The organism is Falcatimonas sp. MSJ-15 (genome assembly GCF_018918265.1).
Classification (GTDB): domain Bacteria; phylum Bacillota; class Clostridia; order Lachnospirales; family Lachnospiraceae; genus Falcatimonas.
In genome coordinates, this window is the sequence record NZ_JAHLQC010000001.1 from 170869 (window position 1) to 195139 (window position 24271).

The 24271-nt window shown below is 33.4% G+C and carries 19 protein-coding genes, 3 pseudogenes and 1 other annotated feature (1 of these 23 cut by a window edge); of the genes and pseudogenes, 20 read left to right on the forward strand and 2 right to left on the reverse strand.

Translation table 11 applies throughout. The features are described 5' to 3' along the window. Window positions 1-117: a binding site (T-box leader), on the forward strand; it begins 194 nt to the left of the window's first position. A gap of 374 nt (window positions 118-491) precedes the next feature. The 17 genes and pseudogenes from ilvB (at window position 492) to KQI85_RS00690 (ending at window position 14965) form a co-directional block, all read left to right on the forward strand. After that, window positions 492-2219 carry a biosynthetic-type acetolactate synthase large subunit gene (gene ilvB / locus KQI85_RS00615; protein WP_216574102.1) on the forward strand — a complete coding sequence of 576 codons (1728 nt, stop codon included), beginning with the start codon at window positions 492-494 and terminating at the stop codon, window positions 2217-2219. Between the two features lie 21 nt (window positions 2220-2240). After that, the gene (gene ilvN, locus KQI85_RS00620) at window positions 2241-2732 is read left to right on the forward strand and encodes an acetolactate synthase small subunit (RefSeq protein WP_216574103.1); all 492 of its coding nucleotides are present in this window, start codon (window positions 2241-2243) and stop codon (window positions 2730-2732) included. Window positions 2733-2894: 162 nt separating this feature from the next. Continuing rightward, window positions 2895-3566 carry a hypothetical protein gene (locus KQI85_RS00625; protein WP_216574104.1) on the forward strand — a complete coding sequence of 224 codons (672 nt, stop codon included), beginning with the start codon at window positions 2895-2897 and terminating at the stop codon, window positions 3564-3566. A 358-nt stretch (window positions 3567-3924) separates the two neighbouring features. Continuing rightward, a pseudogene (gene hydF, locus KQI85_RS00630) lies at window positions 3925-5114 on the forward strand ([FeFe] hydrogenase H-cluster maturation GTPase HydF). Window positions 5115-5528: 414 nt separating this feature from the next. Then, complete coding sequence (locus KQI85_RS00635; RefSeq protein WP_216574105.1) at window positions 5529-6359, forward strand: TIGR02452 family protein; 831 nt, start codon at window positions 5529-5531, stop codon at window positions 6357-6359. A 73-nt stretch (window positions 6360-6432) separates the two neighbouring features. Beyond that, window positions 6433-7032 (forward strand): hypothetical protein, encoded by a 600-nt coding sequence (locus tag KQI85_RS00640; RefSeq protein ID WP_216574106.1) that lies wholly within the window; start codon window positions 6433-6435, stop codon window positions 7030-7032. Between the two features lie 915 nt (window positions 7033-7947). Next, window positions 7948-8292, forward strand: a complete 345-nt coding sequence (locus KQI85_RS00645) for a hypothetical protein (protein WP_216574107.1) — start codon at window positions 7948-7950, stop codon at window positions 8290-8292. Window positions 8293-8324: 32 nt separating this feature from the next. Further along, on the forward strand, window positions 8325-11600 hold the full coding sequence (locus tag KQI85_RS00650; RefSeq protein ID WP_216574108.1) for a sacsin N-terminal ATP-binding-like domain-containing protein: 3276 nt from the start codon (window positions 8325-8327) through the stop codon (window positions 11598-11600). 294 nt (window positions 11601-11894) lie between these two features. Continuing rightward, window positions 11895-12539, forward strand: coding sequence for a hypothetical protein (locus KQI85_RS00655; RefSeq protein ID WP_216574109.1), 645 nt, complete (start codon window positions 11895-11897; stop codon window positions 12537-12539). A gap of 19 nt (window positions 12540-12558) precedes the next feature. Continuing rightward, complete coding sequence (locus KQI85_RS00660) at window positions 12559-12828, forward strand: FYDLN acid domain-containing protein (protein WP_216574110.1); 270 nt, start codon at window positions 12559-12561, stop codon at window positions 12826-12828. Window positions 12829-12950: 122 nt separating this feature from the next. Then, window positions 12951-13409, forward strand: a complete 459-nt coding sequence (locus KQI85_RS00665; RefSeq protein WP_216574111.1) for a hypothetical protein — start codon at window positions 12951-12953, stop codon at window positions 13407-13409. 279 nt (window positions 13410-13688) lie between these two features. Beyond that, window positions 13689-13766 (forward strand): annotated as a pseudogene (locus KQI85_RS16785) (hypothetical protein); the annotation flags it as partial. A gap of 6 nt (window positions 13767-13772) precedes the next feature. Then, window positions 13773-14123: a glycoside hydrolase domain-containing protein gene (locus tag KQI85_RS00670; protein ID WP_253293702.1), complete on the forward strand. Its 351-nt coding sequence runs from the start codon at window positions 13773-13775 to the stop codon at window positions 14121-14123. Between the two features lie 8 nt (window positions 14124-14131). Continuing rightward, window positions 14132-14326: pseudogene (locus KQI85_RS16880) on the forward strand (hypothetical protein); the annotation flags it as partial. A 5-nt stretch (window positions 14327-14331) separates the two neighbouring features. After that, window positions 14332-14601: a hypothetical protein gene (locus KQI85_RS00680; RefSeq protein WP_216574113.1), complete on the forward strand. Its 270-nt coding sequence runs from the start codon at window positions 14332-14334 to the stop codon at window positions 14599-14601. 21 nt (window positions 14602-14622) lie between these two features. Further along, a complete protein-coding gene (locus KQI85_RS00685) occupies window positions 14623-14796 on the forward strand; it encodes a hypothetical protein (protein WP_216574114.1) in 174 nt (57 codons plus the stop codon). A gap of 4 nt (window positions 14797-14800) precedes the next feature. Then, window positions 14801-14965, forward strand: a complete 165-nt coding sequence (locus KQI85_RS00690; RefSeq protein WP_216574115.1) for a hypothetical protein — start codon at window positions 14801-14803, stop codon at window positions 14963-14965. A gap of 110 nt (window positions 14966-15075) precedes the next feature. Here KQI85_RS00690 and KQI85_RS00695 read toward each other — a convergent pair whose 3' ends face one another. Continuing rightward, window positions 15076-17226: a carbohydrate-binding domain-containing protein gene (locus KQI85_RS00695; protein WP_216574116.1), complete on the reverse strand. Its 2151-nt coding sequence runs from the start codon at window positions 17224-17226 to the stop codon at window positions 15076-15078. Between the two features lie 427 nt (window positions 17227-17653). Here KQI85_RS00695 and KQI85_RS00700 point away from each other — a divergent pair, with 427 nt between their 5' ends. Then, on the forward strand, window positions 17654-18856 hold the full coding sequence (locus KQI85_RS00700; RefSeq protein WP_216574117.1) for an NADP-dependent isocitrate dehydrogenase: 1203 nt from the start codon (window positions 17654-17656) through the stop codon (window positions 18854-18856). Window positions 18857-19206: 350 nt separating this feature from the next. On the opposite strand, the gene KQI85_RS16865 is transcribed toward KQI85_RS00700, so the two are convergent. Next, window positions 19207-20865 carry a pyridoxamine kinase gene (locus KQI85_RS16865; protein WP_216574118.1) on the reverse strand — a complete coding sequence of 553 codons (1659 nt, stop codon included), beginning with the start codon at window positions 20863-20865 and terminating at the stop codon, window positions 19207-19209. A 106-nt stretch (window positions 20866-20971) separates the two neighbouring features. Here KQI85_RS16865 and KQI85_RS00710 point away from each other — a divergent pair, with 106 nt between their 5' ends. Together KQI85_RS00710 and KQI85_RS00715 are read left to right on the forward strand one after the other, a co-directional pair. Beyond that, window positions 20972-21964, forward strand: a complete 993-nt coding sequence (locus KQI85_RS00710) for an SseB family protein (RefSeq protein ID WP_216574119.1) — start codon at window positions 20972-20974, stop codon at window positions 21962-21964. Between the two features lie 41 nt (window positions 21965-22005). Beyond that, window positions 22006-24270, forward strand: a complete 2265-nt coding sequence (locus tag KQI85_RS00715; protein WP_216574120.1) for a bifunctional (p)ppGpp synthetase/guanosine-3',5'-bis(diphosphate) 3'-pyrophosphohydrolase — start codon at window positions 22006-22008, stop codon at window positions 24268-24270. Window position 24271 lies beyond the last annotated feature (1 nt).

Sequence of the window (24271 nt, forward strand, 5' to 3'; positions counted from 1 at the left end):
ACGTAGGCTCCACGTTATAGGAGATGGATATCGATTATAATATATAATAATCCGTATCTTAGAGTGCAGTATTTACTGAATACAGGTGGTACCACGGATAGAATATTCGCCCTGGGTTGTAGTTCCTACAACCCGGGGCTTTTTGCGCGATACAAGCCTGATAAATTCAGCAATATTTCATGCTTGCATGAAAATATTGCTGAACTTATCAGGCGAACGGACATGAATACGGAGCAATTTACGAAGTAAATTAGCGGAGTATGAATGGCCGTAGGATTGCGAGAGTCGAAGACGAAGCAATCCGTGGTATCGCACAAAAGCTATAGATAAATTCAGCAATATTTCATGCTCGCATGAAAATATGACTGAACTTATCAGGCGAACGGACATGAATACGGAGCAATTTACGAAGTAAATTAGTGGAGTATGAATGGCCGTAGGATTGCATAAAACCGTTGTATCGAAAAATATAAGAGAGGAAGGAATGGCACATGAGTATAAAAGGAACAGAAGCATTTGTAAAGGTATTGAAAAATGAAGGTGTTGATATAGTCTTTGGTTATCCGGGCGGTAATGCAATAGACATATTTGACGCATTATATGATGAGAAAGACATAGATGTAGTCCTTCCACGACATGAACAGGGACTTATTCATGCAGCAGATGGCTATGCAAGAAGTACAGGTAAGACAGGAGTATGTCTAGTTACAAGTGGTCCGGGTGCAACTAATCTTGTAACAGGAATATCAACAGCCAACTATGACAGTGTCCCACTTGTATGTTTTACAGGTCAGGTACCAACCAAACTTATTGGTAATGATGCATTTCAGGAAGTAGATATAGTAGGAATTACAAGAACAATATGTAAACATTGTGTTACAGTAAGAAAAAGAGAAGATCTTGTAAGAATAATAAGAGAAGCATTCTATATAGCAAGAACAGGTAAACCCGGTCCGGTTCTTATAGATCTTCCAAAAGATATAATGGTAGAAGAATATGATAAAGATGATTTTACATCACAGATATCAATAAGAGGATATAAGCCTAATGAGACAGTTCACGAAGGACAGATAAAGAGAGCTATGGAGATATTGGAAAAAGCTAAAAAACCAGTATTCTTAATAGGCGGTGGTGTTAAGATATCAGGAGCAAAAAAAGAACTTACAGAACTAGCACATATAACACAAGTACCAGTAATTACAACAGTTATGGGAAGAGGCGCAATTGATACAGATGATGAGATGTATGTTGGTAATATTGGATTACATGGTTCATTTGCATCAAATAGAGCTATTCAAAGATGTGATGTTCTATTCTCAATAGGAACAAGATTCAATGATAGAATAACAGGAAAAGTAGAAGAATTCGCAAAGAATGCGACTATAATACATATTGATATCGAAGCAGCATCAATATCAAGAAATATATCTGTAGATGTTCCAATAGTTGCAGATGCAAAACTTGCAATAAAAGAGATGTTAAAACGTGCAAAAGAATGTGATACCAAGCTGTGGAGAGAAGAGATAAAGACATGGGATGAAGAACATCCTATGCATATTGATAAACCAAAAGGAATGTCACCAGAGAAGATTATTGATATAATAAGTGACAGATATCAGGGCGGAATTATCGTAACAGATGTAGGACAACATCAGATGTGGACAGCTCAGTATCTTAAGATGACAAAAGACACACAGCTAGTTATGTCAGGCGGACTTGGAACTATGGGATTTGGTCTTCCGGCAGCGATTGGTGCAAAGATAGGTAATAGAGACAGACAGGTAATCTGTATATCAGGTGATGGTGGAGCACAGATGAATATACAGGAACTTGCAACTGCTATGTCACAAGAGACACCTTTTATATTCTGTATTTTTAATAATAGTTATCTTGGAATGGTAAGACAGATGCAGACAGTATATTTTGATAAGAGATATTCATGTACATGTCTAAGATATAGAAAGAGCTGTGATAGAAATTGCATGGATGCAGGTAAGAAATGTCCTCCATATTCACCGGATTTTGTAAAACTTGCAGAAAGTTATGGCGCAAAAGGAATAAGAGTATGGAACGAAGATGAGATAGAAAAAGCATTTGACGAGGCAGATAAGAATACAGAATCTCCAACGATTATTGAATTCATAATTGATCCGGAGAACCTTGTTCTTCCTATGGGACAGGGAAGCAAACCACTTGATAATATGATTATGGACTGTTAATAGAATTGGAGGTAGATGATTATGGAAATGAGATGGCTTTCATTATATGTAGAAAATGAAGTAGGTGTACTTGCAAAGATAGCAGGTCTGTTCTCTGGAAAATGTTATAATCTTCACAGTCTTACGGTTGGAGAGACAGAAGATGTAACAATTTCAAGAATGACATTATGTGTTGAAGGTGATGATAATACATTTGAACAGATAAAAAAACAACTTAATTGTATGGTTGAAGTTATTAAAGTAATAGATCTGTCTGGCAAGTCACTTCATAAAAAAGAAGTACTATATATTAAAGTAAAATCGCTAAAAGACAGCGATAAAGCAGAGATTATGCGAATTGCACAGGTATATGATGTAAAAATTGCCGATTATGGCAAAGACAGTATATTACTTGAATGTCTGCAGACAGAGAATCAGAATAACAATCTTATTAATCTTATTACAAAGTCATATCATAATGTTGAAGTAGTAAGAGGTGGAAGTGTTGCAATTGAATCTATAAGTATGAAATAAAAAATGTGAAAAAATTATCAGAATAATGATATTTTTTTGACAAAATGATTTGAAAAAAGTACAATAAATGCAAAGAATACTGTTGAATTCAACGATTTACTATGTTAAAATACGAGGGCATGCCAAGATGGTATGCCTTTTTAAATATTAGTGAACAAGAAGATGCGTCTGACTGTAAACTATATTAAGAAAGATGGTGGTACAGTGGAAGAGATGAGAGTTGCTCTTGTTGGAATACCATACCCAAAGAGAAAAGTTTCCATTATAAGTGTAGCTGTCGATGCACCGGGTAGTGTTATAAGTGCCATATCTGGAAAACTTGGAATGCTTGACGGAGTGTCAGCTAAGACAGTATACTCAAAAATAGCGGAGAATGATGACAAAGAGATTAGAGAAAAAGTATTAAAACTTGGTCTATCACAGATTAGTGGCGGTTCAAGAACAAGCGTAGGTGGGTATGCAGAAGAAGAAAAAGAAGAAGATAATTCAGCACAGTTTGATGTATCAGATAATAGAACACTTGATGAGGTAGTTAAATGGCTTATGGAATTAGGATATATCCCAAGTTTTTGCACAGCATGTTATAGAGAAGGAAGAACAGGTGACAGATTTATGTCATTATGCAAGAGCGGACAGATTCAAAACTGTTGTTATCCTAATGCACATATGACTCTTAAAGAGTATCTTATGGATTATGCAAAAGCTGATACAAAAGAAGTCGGAGACAAACTTATAATTGATGAGCTTAAGAACATTCCTAATGAAAAAGTAAGACAGATAGTGCTTGATAATCTTAAGAAGATAGAAGAAGGCAGTAGAGATTTTCGTTTTTAGAACCGTTGCTACTAAAGTTAATAGTCAAATGAGACACAGTATAGTGCTGTGTCTCATTTTTTAACGGGATTATCAAAAAAGTTTAAGAGGAATAGAGAATGAAGAACAACTGCTAAGGTTGTTAAAAATAGTATAAAGCTTTGTTTTTGTTGGTTATATAAGATATAAATATTATATAAAATGTAACAAGCTTATAAGATTAAGAATGTTGGCAATAATCAATGTTATAAAAAGAAAATTTAAAAAGTATAATGTTAAGATATTAAAATGAGAAAATGTCAACTACCCACCACCTAAAGGTAGTGGTTTTCCGCCTATGACAAACGAAGGATTTTATATATGAAAAGAGAAATATAGTATGAGTATGAATTCAGTACCTTCAGGAGAGAGAGTACATATTGGAATATATGGTAAGCGTAATGCTGGTAAATCAACAGTTATGAATGCACTTACTAATCAGAATATAGCGATAGTATCTGATATAAAAGGAACAACAACAGATCCAGTAATTAAGTCAATGGAGATGCTTCCGATAGGACCGGTAGTGATTATTGATACTCCGGGAATTGATGATGAGGGAGAACTTGGAGAATTAAGAGTAAAAAAAGTTATCAGATGCTTAATAAGACAGATATTGCAATAGTTGTTGTTGATGGAGATAATCTGTTTTTGGAGGATGCTATGATTGTTCGGAAGATACAGGAGAAAAAACTGCCATTTGTTATTTTTTATAATAAGATAGAAGATGACAGAGCAGGTAAGACTATTATAGACAATGGAGTTACAAGTGTATATGGAAGAGCGACTGATAAAGTTGGAATTAGTGAATTAAAGGAAGCGATAATAGGTCTTAATGCGAATAAAATACCTGAGAAAAAACTTGTCTTCGATTTGATTGAATATGGTGATATTGTTGTACTTGTAGTTCCGATTGATTCGGCTGCACCAAAGGGAAGACTTATTCTGCCACAGCAGCAGGTCATAAGAGATATACTTGAAGCAGGTGCGATGCCAGTAGTCACAAGAGAGAGCGAACTTGCACTTACATTAGATAAACTAGGAGTTAAGCCATCGCTTGTAATATGTGACAGTCAGGTGTTTGAGTATGTTAATAAGACAGTGCCTGACGATATACGCCTTACATCATTTTCAATTCTTTTTGCAAGATATAAGGGAGATTTTAGACAGGCGATTGAGAGTGCAAGAACAATTGAGAGCATACAAGATGGAGATAAGATTCTTATATCAGAAGGTTGTACGCATCATAGACAGTGTGGGGATATAGGAACAGAGAAACTTCCAAGATGGATAAGACAGTATACGAAAGCCGAGCCGGAATTTACATTCACATCTGGAACAGAATTTCCTGAGAATATTGAAGAATATAAGTTAATAATACATTGTGGAGCATGTATGCTTAATGAAAAAGAAGTGAAATATCGCTATAAATCAGCAAAACAAAAAAACGTGCCTATGGTTAATTATGGGATGGCGATTGCTTATATGCATGGGATACTTAAGAGAAGTCTTGGGGCATTAAAAAATTAAACATATAAAAGCGAGAGTAACACAATATATGTATAAATAGCTCGAATTTTTTTAGGTAAATAAGATAGGGGTGACTAGCTTTGCGACATGCTTAAAAAAGATAGACTAACGTCGTTTTGACAAAATGTAGTAAAATAGCTAGCTTGAGCAGAATTATCAATGGTTGACAAATGAACAATAAAGGTTTATGATGCCTATAAGGTAAAAACATTTAGCCGCACAAATTTGTAAAGGTATATAATATTATAACACAAGATGCAAAATAATGCTATGAGAATAGTATTACTTTGTGTTAGAAAAGTGTGTCTGTATTAAGAGTATTTTTATGGATTGTGCGGCTTTTTTACTTTTTTTAGAAACACTAATTTGAAATTAACTGGAAAAATAGTATACGATGAGAGGAGTTAATTAACAATGGGAAGAGATGAGAACATAAAAGTGTTTAATGACACAGAGAGCCTTAGTAAGACTAAATATGCTAAAGATGTTGAAGCGTCAATTGAAGGTCAGGTAATAATCAAGGAAACTGATGACATTGGTAATGTGCCAAAAGATAAATATGAAGAAAAAGCTAAAGTAAATGTTAGTAGAAAACGTACCTGCGAAGCTGCCAAAGTCTATGTGGCTGATGGAGAAAACGTTGTAATACATAATTTTGCATCTGCAGTTAATCCGGGAGGTGGCGTTGTAAAGGGTGCAACGGCACAGGAAGAATCAATATGCAGAATATCAACAGCATATCTGTGTCTTGTAACAGAGAGTAATAAGAGAGAATTCTACAATCCACATAGAGCGTTACAGGACAGAATATATAATGATGATATAATATATACTCCGGATGTAGTGGTATTCAAGTCAGATACATCAAATCCGGTAAAATTGCCTGATAATGAAGTATATAAGGTTAATATGATAACATGTGCAGCACCTAATCTTAATTCTAGAAATATGCGCAATGACACTAAGTATATCAGAAAAGTTACTGATAAGGAGTTACTTGCGATTCATGTGAAGAGATTAAGAAGAATACTTGATGTAGCAATTAAGAATGGCAATGAATGTATAATTCTTGGGGCATTTGGATGTGGAGCATTCATGAATAATCCTGAAGTAGTAGCCAGAGCAGCAAGAGAAGTTGTGACAGAATATAGATATGCATTCAAGAATATAGAATTCGCAGTATATTGTAGTTCAAAGGATACAAGGAATTATGATGTATTTGCTAGAGTGATGAGAGGAATGTAATAAAAAGACGAGATTCAGAAAATGACTTAATGTAATTTTAAATAAATATAGATAAATGAAAGAAGGAAAAGAAATGAGCAAATTTTATGTAGCAAATACAGATAATAAGTGGTTAGATGCTATAATAGCTGTGTATAATAGTGGACAAGTGAATTTTTGGCAAAGCCCTAACCCAGAGTTTAGAGCACTTGAACAAGGAGAATTATTTCTCTTTAAGCTTCACAATAAACAAGGAACCAATCAACAAGGTCAAATTGTAGGTGGCGGTTATTTTGTAGAGTATAAGAAGTTAACTATTCCTAATGCATGGAATAAATATGGTAAAGGTAATGGTTTTGCGTCACAGCTAGCAATGCAAGTAGGAGTACAGGATAAGGTGCAAAATAATGAAATAGGTTGTATTATTCTTGATAAGGTATTTTTCTTTGATAATAATGCGTGTATAAATGCACCGGCAAATTGGAAACCTACTATTCAAAAAGGTAAAACATATACTACAGATGTTGATGAGGCTTTTAAGAAGAGTATGAAGAATGATAGAGAGATTAAGGAGGCTAAGAAGCATAAGACGGCTCAGGAGATTGAGAAGATGGCTAAGGCGAAGGCTGCTGCTGAGGTTAAAATTGCTGAAAATTTACTTGCTAAAGTCAAAGCCATTGCAAGGATTAAATAGTATAATCGTTTCTGGAGGAAGCCAGTGCTTTTCCACAATGGGACGTCGGAAGTCTCCAAGAACGAAATAATGACGAGTATGCTGGTCATAACGAGGATAAATAATCTTTTGTGATTTTAAGCGTACATATGGGGCTGACGCACAAAGAATTAGTGCGTCAGCCCCTTTTTCTATGCTAATGCGATACATAATCTAAAAAATAAATCCCAGACTTCGAAAAACCTGGGATTTATGGTAAAATATTAGTATGCTACTACGTAATAGATTAAAAAAAGATTATACTTTAAATCAGAGTGGGTATAAACTAAAACGTCCACTTGAATTAGAAACAATTATTCATGAGAATGATTCTGTGCGATTACTCAATCGCTTTGTAGAGAAGATGTATTTGAAATATTTGGTGGTCTTTCAAATGAGATAATTCCAGCTAACATTGTTATGGATGACTATTATATTGAAAAATCAACAAAAACTACTCAATAGTAAAGGAATACTATATCAATAGAAATACTAAAAAACTGTAATATGAAAAATGACTAGCATTAAAAAAAGTTGACTAGCATTAAAATTTTTTTAAGTAGCTTGAAAAAAATGTTTAGATGCTGTTTTCAAAATACATGCTGCTTAAAGCGAAAAACACAGAAAACTCACTCTAGATTTCTAAGAAATGTTATGTTATAACATATTCAGACATTGAATTAAACAGGTGGCCACGTTAATTCAGAAATATAGACAATATGAATTATGCAATGAATAGGCATTATATCACATAAGAGATATGATATATTTTGCTTAGGTATTAATTAAGGATTGTCTCTATTTTTATGAATTAAGGTGGCTTTTTTTGCCGATTTAAAAAAGCCAAAGCTTGTTTTATTTTAGTCAAAAAGTTTAATTAATAAAGGAGTAGAAAAAATGACAATTAAAATTGAATTAACAAAACAGGAAATTAAAGAAATGATTGAGAAATCAGAGTCAAAAGATTTGATAGTTGAAATAAAGGATGAGGATGAAAAAAGTCTTTTTGATGATTTTGATGATTTTGATGATGAATTTAGATTCGATGATGAAGAAGAGATTAAAGCAGAGGATAAGAATGAAGAAAGTCAGCCAAAAAGTCCTTTTGATTATTTTAAGGATGATTTTGGATTCGATGATGAAGAGATTGAAGTAGAGGATAAGAGTAAAAAAAGTCAGCCAAAAAGCTCTTTGGATGATTGGGCTGAAATTGCATTTGCTATGGAGAAATTTGAAGAATAATAGATTAATTATTAGAAATTGGAGGAATTAAAATGAGTTGTTATAATGAGAAAATCACAAGTAGTATAAATGCAGTCTATCAGACCAATGTAGCAAATAAACTTTTACAGTTTATGAATAAGATAAGAAATGAGTCTGATGATAATCAGGCAAGAAGATTCATAATGGAACTTATACAGAATGCAAGAGATCTTGCTTATAGTGATAAGGAAGAGAAAGCTCCAGTATCTATAAGAATAAAACTTACTGATTCAACACTTGAATTTAGTCATAGTGGTAAGGTATTTAGTGTTAAAGACATACTTTCAATTATTCACCAGGTTTCATCTAAGAATCCTGGTGATGGAATAGGACAGTTTGGAACAGGATTTATGTCTACATACCAACTCAGTGAGATTGTTAGTCTGAATTCTTATATTAAGGAGAAAGATGAACCATATAAGAGATTTTCGATTGCGTTAGATCGTACAGGTTGTAATAAGGAAGAGATACTTGATGCAATTAAAATGACACTTAAAGATTTACTGAATATAGATGAGGAAAAAGCAATATCCGAAGAAGAATTTGACAGAAGTCAATATAATACAAGTTTTTCTTATCATCTTGATAATGACAGAAGTAAAAGAATAGCTAAAATCGGTGTTGATGATATGAATAATACATTGCCATATATAATGCTATTTTCAGATATTATTGGAAAAGTTGAAATTATATGGGATACATCTGAGATAAAAGATCATATAGAGTACAATAATATGAGTGATAAGAGTATTGGAGATTGGCTTACTCAGAAGGATATTAAAAAGATATCACATAATGGACAGATGGAAGAAATTATAAGTATCATATATAAAAAAATTGTGATTAACGAACATGAGATAACAATGGCATGTTCTAGTCAGGATAAGAAGATACTTCCAATGAGTGAAAATATGCCTAAGGTATATATTGATTTTCCATTAATCGGTTCTGAACAATTTCCATTCCCTATTGTGATAAATAGCAGACAATTAAAACCAAATGAGCCAAGAAGTAATATAAGTCTTGTGGATAATGAGATTTCGCTAGATGCTATGAATAATAAAGCAATTATTATCGATGCAGTTGATATGTATCAACAATTTCTTGATAAGCTTATAGAATATGAATATGAAGATATATATAATGTATTACATATGCCAATATATGAACCTAATAAAGAATGGTCCGAGAAGTGGGTTATAGAGAATCTGTATGAAAGATGTTTTGATATTATTGCTCATAAGCAGATATTTGATTGTGGCGATGCAAGTGGAAGAAAATATTCTATTGCTGAAGATAATGTTAGGCTAATAAGAGCAAATTCAGAAGAAGAAAGAAAAAGTGTGCAAGAACTTTTATTCTATGCGAGTGGCATACATAATTCATGTGATAATATAGAGTGGCAAAAAGTGTTTGAGGGATATGATGTTCCAAATATATGGATAACCATTGAACAGTTATTAATTGAAGCAAAAGATATAGCTAATAACTGGATTGATACATCAGTCATATCAAAAACAGAATGGATTAAGTTGCTCTATAATGTCGGAATGCAAGATCCTAAAATGGCTACATTAATACGTTCTGGTGAAATTGAAATATTTGTAAATCAGAATTATAAAGAGGGTAGTGATATTGAACTTAGAAGTATAAAAGTTATTAAGAAAGATCCTGGTATTCCGGAATTCTTAAAAGATGTTTCTGAAAAATTGAATATACTTCAAGCGGCGGGTGAGGATTCATTTAATATAAGAGATATACTTCTTAGAAAAGATTTTAATGTTGAAGATGAAACGGTAATAGCAGAATATGAGGTAGATCGTTTAATCAATTATATATCACGAAGAGCTGATAGGGCATTTAGAGTAATTGACTATGCACATCATGAACAGGAATATATAAAAGCATGGCATGATGCATGGATAATAATGATTGCTAATGGAAGTAATGTTAATATAAAAAAATTAGCAACAGTATTTTATAAGGTAGATATAGATATTGAAAAAGAAGTATCAGAAAGTTCACTAGATAGTTATAATCTATGGAGAACTACATATAGAAGTGTGTTAAGAGAGATGCTAGAAGCAGTAGTGAGAGCACAGAATATCGAAACATTGTCAGAGATGCTAGAGATTGACGAGCAAGAGACTATAGAGTGGCTTAATATTCTATATGCTGCAAGTGGGGGATTTATATCGTATGATACATTGAATAATAGCTATATATTTCTTAATCAAAATGGTGATTTTGGAATGGGAAGAGAAATGAATATTGATAAGATAGATGATGAACTTAAGGGTATAATAACCATCTTTGCAGATGATTATTCAGAATGTGATATTTCTAAGAAACTTGTAGATAAGAGAATTAATATTAATGATTGGAATCTAAGAGAGTATAGAGATAAGGATGCAGCATATACTATTAATAATGTAGTTCAGAACTTGCTTTTGCATACAAGTCTATCAGAGACCAAAACAGAATATCAGGAAGCTTGTACACAATTGCTTGGCTGGATTAGTAGTAATTCAGAAGTGGCAGCTACTTTGTTTCCGGCATTTAGTAAGGAGGAAGATCAGATGAAACTTCTTACTACTAAGGCAGCAGTTAATCTTAACAATAAGGCTAGAGAATTTGATAATATGTTAAAATTGGTAGGAGTGAGTAATGTTGAAGAACTACAACAGGTACTTAAAACTGCTAAAGCAAGTAAATATGAAGAAGATTATATGGACGAAGAAGATTATATAAACGAAGAAGATGTATATTATGGTGGAGATGAATATTTATCCAGTCTTAACTATGCAGAACGCTCTAAAAGATTAAAAGAAATCGGAAAAGCAGGAGAAAATTATGTATATAATAGGCTGATTGATACCTATGTTAATCATAATTACAAATTGGTGCGTGATATACAAAATGGTTGTATTATGATGAATGATGATAATGAAAGCTTGGAGATAATAAAACCAGACACTGATAATTATAATCAACCGGGATGGGATATTAAAGTTATATATGAAGATGCAAACCAAGAATGCGTTACAAAATATTATGAGATTAAGACTAATACAGAAACTAGTATATATAGTAATATTATTCGTCTGTCTAATGAGCAGATGAAGATGGCATTAAGTAATGGGGAAAACTATCATCTTGTCAGAGTAAAATGTAATTCGAAAAATCTTGATATTGTAAGCGTAAAAGATTACATAGATCCTCTTCAATATGTTGTAGAAGGAAAACTTAGAAATATGGAAAATGGTTATATATTATGCGAAAAATAAAAAACATAATGAGATAATATTATCAATATCATATTTGATTTAAGAGAAAAATCTAAACAGATTATATATAAAAAGTAGCAATAATACGGTCCTAAAAGCCCATTTACATTGCTACTTTTTCTATGTTAATATCTATGTTGAGAAGAGTGCAGAAGTATAAAGTCTTAATAGTGCATTAATGAAGTCTTTTTTATATAACATATTGATTAAGATAGTTACATCTTAATGCAAAAGTCATAGAGGTGCATTAGAGATTCTTTGATTCTGCGAATAAATAATAAGGAGGGCATACAAATGAAGAAGTCAATTTGGCTTGAAAAGTATGAGGAACAGACAAAAGCAAAACGAGATCAAAGCATGAAAGGAAAGAACATAGTTTTTATTGTGTTACCAATTATGTTTGCAATAATCATTATTGCAGCAATTGCAGGAGGTGCAATGTCGACACCTGAAGGAAGAGGTGGTATGATAGGAATGATAGTGCTGTTTGCAGTTATAATATTATTTGTAGTATTAGTTAAGTCAAAAGCGAATAAAAAAGATGTTACAAAATTTACAAGAGATTGTGTGAATTCACTTCTTGAGACGGATGATGAAGTTGAACAGTTTGACAGACAGATGCAGTCACAGCCAATTATGCAGATTAAGACAGATATTACAGAGACAATGTTTCTTACTATGGATTATGTAGGTAAGAGCAGTACATACGGTGGAGATTTAAAGTATTTATTCATAAAGAGAACTGATATTGTAAGTCTTAATTATTGCAAGATGGCAAGTACTACTGCGAATCCACTCAAGGCATCATATGCTTATGATATATGTAATTCACAGAATAAAGTAATTATGAATGGTATTGCATCAACAATGCAAGTATTTGAAGAGATAGAAGAACTTATAAAAACTGCAAGACCATCTGTTGTAGTAAATAAAAAATAAAGGGAGATGAAGATATAATATGTATTATGTGCCAGACGATACAGAGCGTTGCGGATATTATGAATGTAAGGAATGTGGCAGCAGATTTCTTGACATTAAGATTGCGCCATCGTTAGTATGTCCATATTGTGGTGAAGAACCGGACATGGAGATAGGACCTGATGATGAGATGCCAGTTATAAAAGAGGATGCAAAGCTTATCAAGATGTTAAGTGACAAGGAAGAAGTTGAGAAGTATGATAAGTTATTAAGCCTTGCCGTTACTGGTGGTGACTTTGACTGGATCTAAGAATGTTATAAATTTGTAGTAAAACACCATAGGATTGCCTAAGGGATGAAAGTCATTTTTTTGACTTGCCTTTAAGTTAAAGTGTAGCTCATAAAGATTAAGATGTAGAAAGGAAAAATACGATGCCCATAATAGGATATGTAATTATAGTAGCATTTTGTATAATCTTACTCTTGGCTATAAAGAGTGATAAGAATGCTAATAAGAAATTTGATGAAGAATTTGAGAAGAATTATCAGGTTAATGATATGTATGGAGATATGTTTATCACAGGAAAAGGTGAACTGTTATATAAACTGCCATCAGGAACAATGACTGGTTATAAAAAATGGAACATGAGTGAAATAGGATATATTGGTACTGGTATTGGTAAACACAGAAAAGAATTCAGTCTATATGATCATAATATGAATGTTATGCCAGGAGAATATCTTACAGCAAGCAAGAAAAAAAGACTTAAAGAATATGGCTATAAACAATTTGATATAGGTGTTGGAAAAGATATTGACGGTTATGTTGATTTTGTTATTAAACATGCATCTCATGTTCAACGTATTGCACAAGGTGAAGTAGTAGAATAATACTTGCTATAATCTTAATATTGAATATTGATTGATATTTACAAAATATAATCCCCATTAAGTTTTAAGCTTTATGTAGCTTTATAACTTAATGGGGATTTATTATGCTGTGCGCCTAGTGGCGCACGTTTCTAACGGGTTAAAGTCCCGAATCCACCCGGTAGTGGGAAGGATATAGCCGAAAGCAATTTAAGAGTATAATTGCGTGGATTCTATCTAAATGGAAACAAAAAAGTTTCCATTTAAGTAGATTTACTTTTTAGTAATAAAGGTGTATATTCATCAGAAGTTAAGCGTCAGGTGGCAAAGTTCCAGAGATTTATGTGTCTTAATGAGACTGGTGATGCAGATAGGGGAACATTAATGTCATTGTTTACAACATGCGGTGATACAACAAGAAGTGCACAGGCATGTGATACAAGCACAAGACTTGACAGTGCCAAGGTAAAGACACTTAAGGACGCAGGATACAGTTATGTAGGAAGATATCTTACCAATTCAAAGAGTGGCAAGCTTGATAAGAAGATGACTACAGAAGAAGTAAAGACAATACTTGACGGTGGACTTAAGATATTCCCTATATATCAGACATACGGAGGGGAGGCTGCGTATTATACGGCAGAGCAGGGCAATGAGGATGCAATAAGTGCTGTAACAGCAACTGTGAATCTTGGAATAATACATATAATGCAAAAGACCTTGTTAAAAGTGTAACAAATGGAAGAAAACAGACAACATCATATGAATATGATGCTGCAGGAAGACTTGTAAAAACATCATCATCGCAGTACACTTATGATGATGAGAACTACAGGATAAAAAGCGGTACAGAAGAATACTGTTATGACAGACAGAGCAAAAACCTGCTTGTAAGATATGCCAAAGACGGAAGCATGGAGATATATGCGATGCAGTAAATGCAGTGCTGTATCTTACAGAAGGAGATTATATAAATGCAGGACTCAGTGCATTAAGTATAATCCCCGGAGCCGATGCCTTCACAAAGACAGGTAAGGCAAGCAAAGTACTTGGCAACGGAATAGTTGAAAGCGGACTAAAACACCTTGACAACGTGGCAGACGGAATCAAGAAGCTTGTAAAGAAAGCAGACGATGCAATAGACCTCGAAAAACACCTGCCGAAGAAACTGCTGACAGAAGAAGCGGAAGCAAAGGTGATAAGGCAACTATAATTTATGATTAGAGGTGATGAGATGATGATTTCATTAGAAGAAAGATATGAAAACTTTAAAAAAACAATTCAAGAATGTGGGAGTTATTTGCTGACAGAAAGTGATGATACAATTAAACATAATCTATTTGAAGAATTTTCGATAGATGTTATTAGCTTTCTGCATGAGGATACATTAAATCTTTTTTTTGGATGAAGTGATGATTGATGATGATATACTAGAAAAAAGCATAGAGCTAAGAAATTCATTTATGCAATTAGAAAAAAATGTAGAGTTGCTTAGTGTTGAAGCGGTAAGAACATTTGAAGACTGGAAAAGATTATTAAGAACATCTGATGAAATAAGAAAGTTGCTTTATTGGTAAGGTGATTATTTTGTTATTTGAAAAGCCAGTAGACATAAAAAACTACTGGCTTTTTCATGTTGTGCGCCTAGCGGTTAATCACCGCCTCCTACTCGATTTAACAATGTATTTTAGATGCTGTCACCAGCTGTTTCACTTGTATTAGTGCCTGAACCAGAATTATCACTATTCTTTGCTTTTTTATTATTTTTTCCTGATGAGTTAGAATTGGTATTGCCAGAAGGCATCTCACCGGAAGGAACTTCGCCAGAAGGCATCTCTCCACCAGGGCCACCTTGACCTTTGCCCATTGTACTAGTAGCTGTTCCAGCTGTATTTACTGTAGTATCAGCTGTGAAAGATTCTACTTCTGTTCCGTCTATGAGTATCTTATATGTACCACCAGTTACAATATCAGATGAAGAAAACTGTATGCAGTTGAATGATTTAGCAGGTGTAAAACTTAATAATTCATTACCTGAATCATCTGTAAGTGATACTTTTTTGCCACCATCATAGCGTTCTGATAAGTAGACAATTACAGAACCCTGAGTTGATGAATCACTTACATTCTGCGCCATTCCTGATGAACCGGCTGTCATAAGTACTCCACCTGTAATCGCATAAGTCTGGTCATAATCAAGTGCACCATCACCATCACTTGTAGGACCGTCAACGATGACATATCCGCCTGACTGATAGATGTATCCGTTAGAATCAAGACCATCACCTGATGCATTAACATATAGATTACCGCCTTTTATATTAAGTACAGCAGTTCCGTTATCCATTCCACCCATGCCCATCTGAGGTTCAGTTGAAGTTGTTGATACTGAACTGTCAGATGCATTGATTCCATCGTCATTGGCTACAATATCAATATCACCGTCATTAATTGTTATCTCATAAGCTTCAAGTCCTTCATAACATTTTGTAATATTAATAGTTCCATTATTAATAGTAAGTGTATTATCTGCATGAATACCATCATCACCAGTAGCGATTGTTGATGTTGCATTATTATATGTTACTGTCTGGTTACTGTGTATTGCATCATCAGCAGTATTAATATTAAGAGTACCACCACTTATGACAATATTACATGAAGCTTTAAGTCCTTTTTGACTTGTACTTTCATCTTCTGTTGTACTATCTGAACTATCAGTTGATGAATTTGAAGAGTTAGAAGTACCTCCATTAGTTGTATTTGATGTGTCAGATGTAACACTATCTGGTGTTTTTTGGTTAGCTGCATCAGGCATGGTTACAGATGAATCTGAACTATTTGAAGGGAGTATATTATCAGGACGTTGACCTCCGCCCATCATACCACCGCCTGGCATATCAGAGCCACTTTTTACTTCATAGTTGCCATCAGCTGATGTGAGAGTGAATGTTCCACCATTAATATATAGATCAGTCTCTGCCTGTATACAGTCGCCATCAGAATTAATTGTTATGTTACCGCCATCTATACTGATATAGCCTAGGGAAGTGTCTTTGGTATTAGTTGATTTGATACCATCGTTAGCTGAGTCAATTGTTATGTCACCATTGTTGATAAGAACGTAATCTTTGCCTTTTAGACCATTATTGCCAGCTGTTATATTAAGTGTTCCATTAGCTATAACAAGGTGATCCTTACTTGTCAGACCATTAGCATTAGTACAATTAATTGTAAGTGAACCACTTCCGTTAATTGTAATAGAATCTTTTGAATAGATAGCAGCATCTGTATTAATGGCATTTTCATCTGTGCTTTCTTCGTGAGAAGCAGTATCAGTTATCTGGTTAGTTGTACCGGCTGCAAGTGTGACAATTGTTTTTTTTGCCTGTGCAATATAGATAGGAGAGTCGCTGTCTGATGTAAGGGTTGCATTCTTCATAACAAGTCTAACAATCTCTTTATCTTCTGAATCGACAACTATCTGACCATTGCCTGTTCCGGTGATGATATATGTGCCACCGGCTGTTATTGTGACAATGTTATCTTTGACGCTTGCATTGTCACCTGATACAGTTATTGTATCTGCTAGTGTTATTATTGTTGCAGTGCTTTCATCATAGTCTTCATCAAAATCGCTGTCTTCATATTCAGCTACTTCAACTGTTGATACTTTTTCTTCTTCTTCATTGCCGTCAGCGGCAGTTACTGTCTGTGAATCAGAAGCAATAGTTGTCTGATTATTAGCAGAATCGCTGTTGCTCTTTCCACAGCCTGAAGCCATGAGTGCTGCAATAAGAGCAGCAGGTAATACTATTTTATAAAAGTTTTTTCTCATACAAATCCTTCTTTCTTTATATAGTTAGTTATATGCTATAATGAAGTGTGCCGATTTTGTTGCTATATTCCTAGAATGTTTAATAGATTAAGTGTAGCAATAATATGCAACAGGATACGGTAATAGCATCATATATGTTTGTAACTATTGTAATTTAGGTTTTGCGGCACACTACTGTCATGTATGAAGATGAAGTGTGCGTAGTTAAATATCAAGATGACAGTATATTGTGTACCACTGCTTATGTGAGTATGCGTATATGATAAAGTATAAGTGTGATTTGAAGATGGTAGTAATGTGGTAGTTATGTGAAAATATATGAAGAAAAACAATTAATTTCCTTTACAACTGTAACAAGATAAAGTATAATGTTAAAAGCTTAATACTTCTATTATTAATAATTTTTCAAAAATCAGGAGGGAAAATGATGGAAAAAATTAAAATGACAACACCACTCGTTGAGATGGATGGAGACGAGATGACAAGAGTACTCTGGAAGTACATCAAAGATGAACTTATTTTACCATTCGTGGATCTTAAGACAGAATATTATGATCTTGGACTTGAATATAGAAATGAGACTAATGATCAGGTAACAGTTGATTCAGCTAATGCAACTAAGAAGTATGGTGTAGCTGTAAAATGTGCAACTATTACACCTAATGCAGCAAGAATGACAGAGTATAATCTTAAAGAGATGTATAAGAGTCCTAATGGAACAATAAGAGCAATCCTTGATGGTACAGTATTTAGAGCACCTATCATTGTTAAAGGTATTGAGCCTTATGTTAAGAATTGGAAGAAACCTATTACTATTGCACGTCATGCTTATGGTGATGTATATAAAGCAACAGAGATGAAGATTCCAAAAGCAGGTAAAGCAGAACTTGTATATACAGATGAAGATGGTAATGAGACAAGAGAACTTATACATAACTTTACTGGAGCAGGAATCATTCAGGGTATGCATAATACAGAAAAATCAATTACAAGTTTTGCAAGAAGCTGTTTTAACTTTGCACTTGATCAGAAACAGGATCTTTGGTTTGCATCAAAAGATACAATTTCTAAAAAATATGATCATACATTCAAGGATATCTTTGCAGATATGTATGAAAAAGAGTATAAAGCAAAATTTGAAGAATTAGGAATTGAATATTTCTATACATTAATTGATGATGCTGTTGCAAGAGTTATAAAATCAGAAGGTGGATATATCTGGGCATGTAAGAATTATGATGGAGATGTTATGAGTGATATGCTTGCAACTGCATTTGGTTCACTTGCAATGATGACATCTGTGCTTGTATCACCTGAAGGATATTATGAATATGAAGCAGCACATGGTACTGTTCAGAGACATTATTACAAACATCTAAAAGGTGAAGAGACTTCAACTAACTCAATAGCTACTATATTTGCATGGAGTGGAGCATTAAGAAAACGTGGCGAATTAGATGGAATTAAGGAACTTATTGATTTTGCTGACAGATTAGAGAGAGCATCACTTAAGACTATCGAAGATGGATATATGACTAAGGATCTTGCACTTATCACAACATTTGAGAATCCAACAGTACTTAACAGCCTTGATTTTATTAAAGCAATAAGAAAGAATCTTGAAGCATAATATAATATAGTAAAAGAGTGCTAAAGAGTATATTATATAATCTGATATTTTGATATAAAAATAGTCGTGTGAATATCTGATACTATTATGTATTATGATATTCACACGATTTTTTGATTTTTGTATGTTTGTTGTGCTAAACAGTTAACTTTGTAAGATTATAATAGTGTAGTAATTATAGAATACCTGTGAAGATATATTATCTTAGGGATGAAGTAATATAACTAGTTTACGAAGCAATATACTAGTTTACAGAGAAATATGTAGACACTCATTCCATAAGTTTGTCTAGTTGACAAAGTAATATATTAGTTTGCGGAGTAATATAACTAGTTTACAGAGTAATATAACTAATATGTACTTAGCTCGTCAAGATAATTCTCTATACATACACCATAAGGAGTTGGAATATTAAGTTCATCAGATAGTGCAATGCACTTTCCTATAAAATCTGAAGCGAGTTTTACACTATCATAAAAGTCAGTGCCATTTACTGAACATGCTGCTATAATAGATGCAAATATATCACCCGTTCCGGGACGATCAGCACCGGCTAAAACTGCATTGATTAATTCAAATTGATTATTTGCATAGCAGATATTAGTGATTGTATTACCGGATTTAAAGCCTGTAACTACTATTTTTTTGGCACCTGTATGGCTAAGTTTTATAATCATATCTTTGATATCAGATATTGTAAAATTGTCATTATAAGGAGTATCAGTAAGTAGGGCACATTCTGTTATATTAGGAGTCAGAACATCAGCGTATGAGCAAAGATTTTTGATCTTATTGCACATAGAGTCAGTAAAAAATGTATATTTTTTACCATGATCTCCCATTACAGGATCTATTATAATAACAGTTTTGTCAGTTTTAAATTCTTCAATAAAGTTTCTTACAATATCAATCTGAGTTTCCGAACTTAGATAACCTGAATATATGCCATCAAAGTCTATGTTAAGTTTTTTCCAGGTATCGGTATATTCACGCATATAAGGTGTAAAGTCACGCATATAGTAGTCGGAAAATCCTGTATGGTTAGAGAATATAGAAGTTAAAACCGGACAGCATTGAACTTTAAGTGCAGATATAACAGGAAGTGATACAGTTGTTGAACAGTGTCCAAAGCCTGATATATCATTAATCATAGCTATTTTTTTAGGGATAGTGACAAGGTTTGGCATATTAAGAGTCTTAGCTATATAGTTAACAACACCATTGTCTTTATTACTGCCGATTACACCATTTGCAGCTTTTTTGACATCATCTTTGGCATTGGCAACAGCATAACATTCATCAGCTTTTTCAAACATCTTAATATCATTATAGTTATCACCAAAACATATAAGTTTATCATAATTATAATGTTCTCTTAGATATTCGATTGCATTACCTTTGCTTGCTTTGGCACTTGAGATCTCCATATACCACAGACCTTCTCCATATATGTCACGATAATATTCAACGTTTAAAGTGTCAATTTCTTTTACTTTTTCGTATGCTTCACGAAGAGTATCAGCAGTATCGCTTATTGATATATATACAATCTCTTTATCTTTAAGTTCATCAAGAGAAGCGACTTTTGTAAACGGTTTATGGAATTTGGTTACACGTTCATCATGAAAGTTCTTTCTTGCAGGTGTATCAAGATTCTCATAGTAAGTGTTAAGACCGTTTCCGTTAATGGCATAGAAAAAACCTGTGATATTATATTTTTTGAAAATATCAATCATAAGAGCCATATCTGAATTTTCTATAGCATCGTATCGTAGGATTTCTTTTTTGTTAAAGTCATAAGTCATTACACCATTCATCATAGTTACAGGAACTCTGAAGTTAATATCTTTAAGCAATTCATTGACTGTATATGGTGTTCTTGCAGTAGCAATTGAAAAATCTATACCTTTTTTGTATAGCATATTTAGCATTTTTTTGGTATACTCAGATAAGAGTGCATGTTCGTTAAACAAGGTGCCGTCTAGATCTGAAATATATAATGTTTTCATAATGGACCTCCTAATTAATGAAAAGGTATATCTAAGCGATATACACTTAAGCGATTCACTCGTAAATTTTAGCACATATGTGCCGGGTTTTAAAGGAGAAAGTAGCATGACAGAGGAAAGAAAGAAAAAAGTTTCACAAATGGTATACGAAAAGGACTATAGTATTGAAAAGTTCAAAACTATGGTATTGCAGGAGGTTATATTCGCATATAACACAGCAGTATTTTTAATGAGAAAAGCAGAGAAAGATAGTCCGGAATATGAGAACTTTAAGAAAGCAAAGGATGTATATTTTCGTCTTATAGTTGAGAGAGTTAAGAATGAAGAACCTGAATTCTATATTGCTGAGTCTGGATATACAAGATATCCATTCGTTGGTAAATCACCATCAGGCAAATATCATGTATGGATCTTTTCACAGGAGAGATATGCTTTATTTGCAAAAGAACATTTCGTAGAACAGAAAGTTGAACTTAATATAAAATGTTTAAAACACAAAGAATTTTTAGCATTCTGTGCATATCTTCATATAATAGGAGCTAATGCTATATTTATTGATAATGGAGCATATTCAATTGAGATACCACTTGAATTAATCGTTCCACAGCCTGATTTTGAGATGCTTCCGGAAGTTAACAGACCTGTTATGAATCCGGATTTTGCAATAAGAGCATTATTCTTCCTTCAGGAATTAAGACGTCCAATAAGCAATGATATTAAGAGAGAACTTGAGGAAGATATGTTAAAACAGCTTCCAAAATGTAAGTTCCTTATGCCTTCACAGGCCGACAGAGAACAGCTTGAATTAATAAGACAAGATCCATCTGTTAAGCGTGAATTAAGATTCAAATTCCCAAGACTTAATAGACCGGATGGCAAGATGTATTTCCCTGTATTTACAGATTTACATGAATATAAAAAGTTTGAAAAAGGTAAAGAATTCGGTGTTCTTGTACAGGATTATAATGGAGTTGTCAATATATTCAAAAAAGGCGATTCCGAAGGTATAACAATCAATCCTTTTGGAATGAATATTGTTATTAACCAGAAGACTATTGATGCAATAGACAGACTTTGTGGTAATGTTGTTACAGAATAGTATTCGACATATATAGTAAAGAAAATGTGTGGTGATTATGAATGAGTATGGAAATTAAGAGTTCAACTCTGCATAAGACGGAAGATTTTACAGAACCTGAAGTATTATATAAGCAACTTATAGATAAGATTATGATGTATCATCCATCAGCAGATGTAAGAATAATAGAGAAAGCTTATAATACAGCAGCTTTAGCACATAAGGAACAGAAGAGAAAATCCGGTGAACCTTATATTATTCATCCACTGTGCGTTGCGAATATTCTTGCGGAACTTGAACTTGATAAAGAAACAATAGTCGCAGGTCTTTTGCATGATGTTGTTGAAGATACCTATATGACAGGTGAAGATATTGAGAGAGAGTTTGGAAGTGAAGTAGCACTTTTAGTTGATGGTGTTACCAAACTTTCCAAGCTTTCAGGTACAATGGATAAGGTAGAGATTCAGGCGGAGAACCTTAGAAAGATGTTTCTTGCGATGGCAAAAGATATAAGAGTTATTCTTATAAAACTGGCAGACCGACTTCATAATATGCGTACACTTAAATATCAAAGTGAAAAGAAACAAAAAGAGATAGCAAAAGAAACTCTCGATATATATGCACCAATAGCACATAGACTTGGTATATCAAAAGTTAAAATAGAACTTGAAGATCTGTGCCTTAAGTATCTTCATCCTGATATATATTATGAACTTGCAAGTAAGATAGATCAGACAAAAGATTCAAGAGAAGCTTTTGTACAAAGTATTGTTGATGCAGTTAAAAACCATCTGAAAGAAGCGTCAATTGAGGCTCATGTAGAAGGAAGAGTTAAACATTTTTTCAGTATATACAGGAAGATGGAGAAACGTAATAAGACATTAGATAATATATATGATCTGTTTGCAGTAAGAATAATTGTTGAAAATGTTAAGGATTGTTATGCTGCACTTGGAGTAATTCATGAGTACTATAAGCCTATTCCGGGAAGGTTTAAGGATTATATAGCTATGCCAAAGAGCAATATGTATCAGTCAATTCATACAACACTTATAGGCCCGAATGGACAGCCTTTTGAGATACAGATTCGAACAGAAGATATGCATCGTACTGCTGAATATGGTATTGCAGCCCATTGGAAATATAAGGAAGGTATAGAAGGAACAACAAAAGGTAATGAAGAAGAAAAGTTAAGCTGGTTAAGACAGATTCTTGAATGGCAGACGGATACATCAGATAATAGAGAATTTATGGATTTCTTAAAGAGTGATCTGGATCTATTCTCTGATAGTATCTACTGCTTTACACCTAATGGAGATGTTAAGAATCTGCCAAATGGTGCAACACCTATTGACTTTGCTTATGCAATACATACTGATGTTGGTAATTATGCAGTCGGAGCAGTTGTTAATGGAAGAACTGTGGATCTTGATTATAAGATTAAGAATGGTGACAGAGTAAGAATAGTAACAGATAAGAATTCTAAAGGTCCACAATTTGAATGGCTTAATATTGCAAAGACTACTCAGGCAAAGACTAAGATTAATCAATATTTTAGGAATGAATACAAGGAAGAGAACATTGAAAAAGGCAGAAAGAAGCTTCTTGCTTATATGAAAGAGCAAGGATATGATAAAGAGAAGCTTCTTGATGAGGGTATTGTAGAACCGGTTATACATAAGATTGGATTCGGTACTATGGAGTCAGCACTTTGTGCAATTGGTGGTGGCTATATAAGAGTGTCACATGTGGCATCAAAACTTAATGATGAATATCATAAAAAAGACAGAATTGAGAAGAAGCATACAAGGACACTCAGTGATGCAGTCAGAATGAAAAGTATAACTTTTGATAATATGGATCTTCAAAAAGGTATAGTTGTCAATGGAATACATGACAGAGCAGTTCACTATTCAAGATGTTGTAATCCTGTTCCACATGATGAGATAGTAGGCTTTGTTACTAAAGGCAGAGGTGTGTCAATTCATAGAAAAGATTGTATTAATATAATTAATCTTAGTGATGAAGAAAAGACAAGACTTATTAAGGCAACATGGGAGATATCAGAAGAGAATAGCAGACTTGAAAGTTATATAACAGAGATTAATCTGTATGCGACTAACAGGCTTGGACTTCTTGCAGATGTATCAAAGGTTCTTACTAAAGAGAATATTGATCCTACAGCAATGAGCAGCAGGATAGACAGAGCTGGGATTGCGACTATCAGTATGACTTTTGAGATACATAGTATAGATGAACTTAATCATCTTGTAGATGAACTTAAGAAGATTAAGGATGTTATTGATATTGAGAGAACAGCAGGGTAAT

Bases quoted from the DNA above. Each gene is read 5' to 3' on its own strand.
- KQI85_RS00640 (WP_216574106.1), top strand. From the start codon at position 6,433: ATGAGCAAATTTTATGTAGCAAATACAGATAATAAGTGGTTAGATGCT.
- KQI85_RS00645 (WP_216574107.1), top strand. From the start codon at position 7,948: ATGACAATTAAAATTGAATTAACAAAACAGGAAATTAAAGAAATGATT.
- KQI85_RS00650 (WP_216574108.1), top strand. From the start codon at position 8,325: ATGAGTTGTTATAATGAGAAAATCACAAGTAGTATAAATGCAGTCTAT.
- KQI85_RS00635 (WP_216574105.1), top strand. From the start codon at position 5,529: ATGGGAAGAGATGAGAACATAAAAGTGTTTAATGACACAGAGAGCCTT.
- KQI85_RS00655 (WP_216574109.1), top strand. From the start codon at position 11,895: ATGAAGAAGTCAATTTGGCTTGAAAAGTATGAGGAACAGACAAAAGCA.
- KQI85_RS00670 (WP_253293702.1), top strand. From the start codon at position 13,773: ATGTCATTGTTTACAACATGCGGTGATACAACAAGAAGTGCACAGGCA.
- ilvN (WP_216574103.1), top strand. From the start codon at position 2,241: ATGGAAATGAGATGGCTTTCATTATATGTAGAAAATGAAGTAGGTGTA.
- KQI85_RS00715 (WP_216574120.1), top strand. From the start codon at position 22,006: ATGAGTATGGAAATTAAGAGTTCAACTCTGCATAAGACGGAAGATTTT.
- ilvB (WP_216574102.1), top strand. From the start codon at position 492: ATGAGTATAAAAGGAACAGAAGCATTTGTAAAGGTATTGAAAAATGAA.
- KQI85_RS00660 (WP_216574110.1), top strand. From the start codon at position 12,559: ATGTATTATGTGCCAGACGATACAGAGCGTTGCGGATATTATGAATGT.
- KQI85_RS00690 (WP_216574115.1), top strand. From the start codon at position 14,801: ATGATTGATGATGATATACTAGAAAAAAGCATAGAGCTAAGAAATTCA.
- KQI85_RS00700 (WP_216574117.1), top strand. From the start codon at position 17,654: ATGGAAAAAATTAAAATGACAACACCACTCGTTGAGATGGATGGAGAC.
- KQI85_RS00685 (WP_216574114.1), top strand. From the start codon at position 14,623: ATGATGATTTCATTAGAAGAAAGATATGAAAACTTTAAAAAAACAATT.
- KQI85_RS00695 (WP_216574116.1), bottom strand. From the start codon at position 17,226: ATGAGAAAAAACTTTTATAAAATAGTATTACCTGCTGCTCTTATTGCA.
- KQI85_RS00665 (WP_216574111.1), top strand. From the start codon at position 12,951: ATGCCCATAATAGGATATGTAATTATAGTAGCATTTTGTATAATCTTA.
- KQI85_RS16865 (WP_216574118.1), bottom strand. From the start codon at position 20,865: ATGAAAACATTATATATTTCAGATCTAGACGGCACCTTGTTTAACGAA.
- KQI85_RS00710 (WP_216574119.1), top strand. From the start codon at position 20,972: ATGACAGAGGAAAGAAAGAAAAAAGTTTCACAAATGGTATACGAAAAG.
- KQI85_RS00625 (WP_216574104.1), top strand. From the start codon at position 2,895: ATGCGTCTGACTGTAAACTATATTAAGAAAGATGGTGGTACAGTGGAA.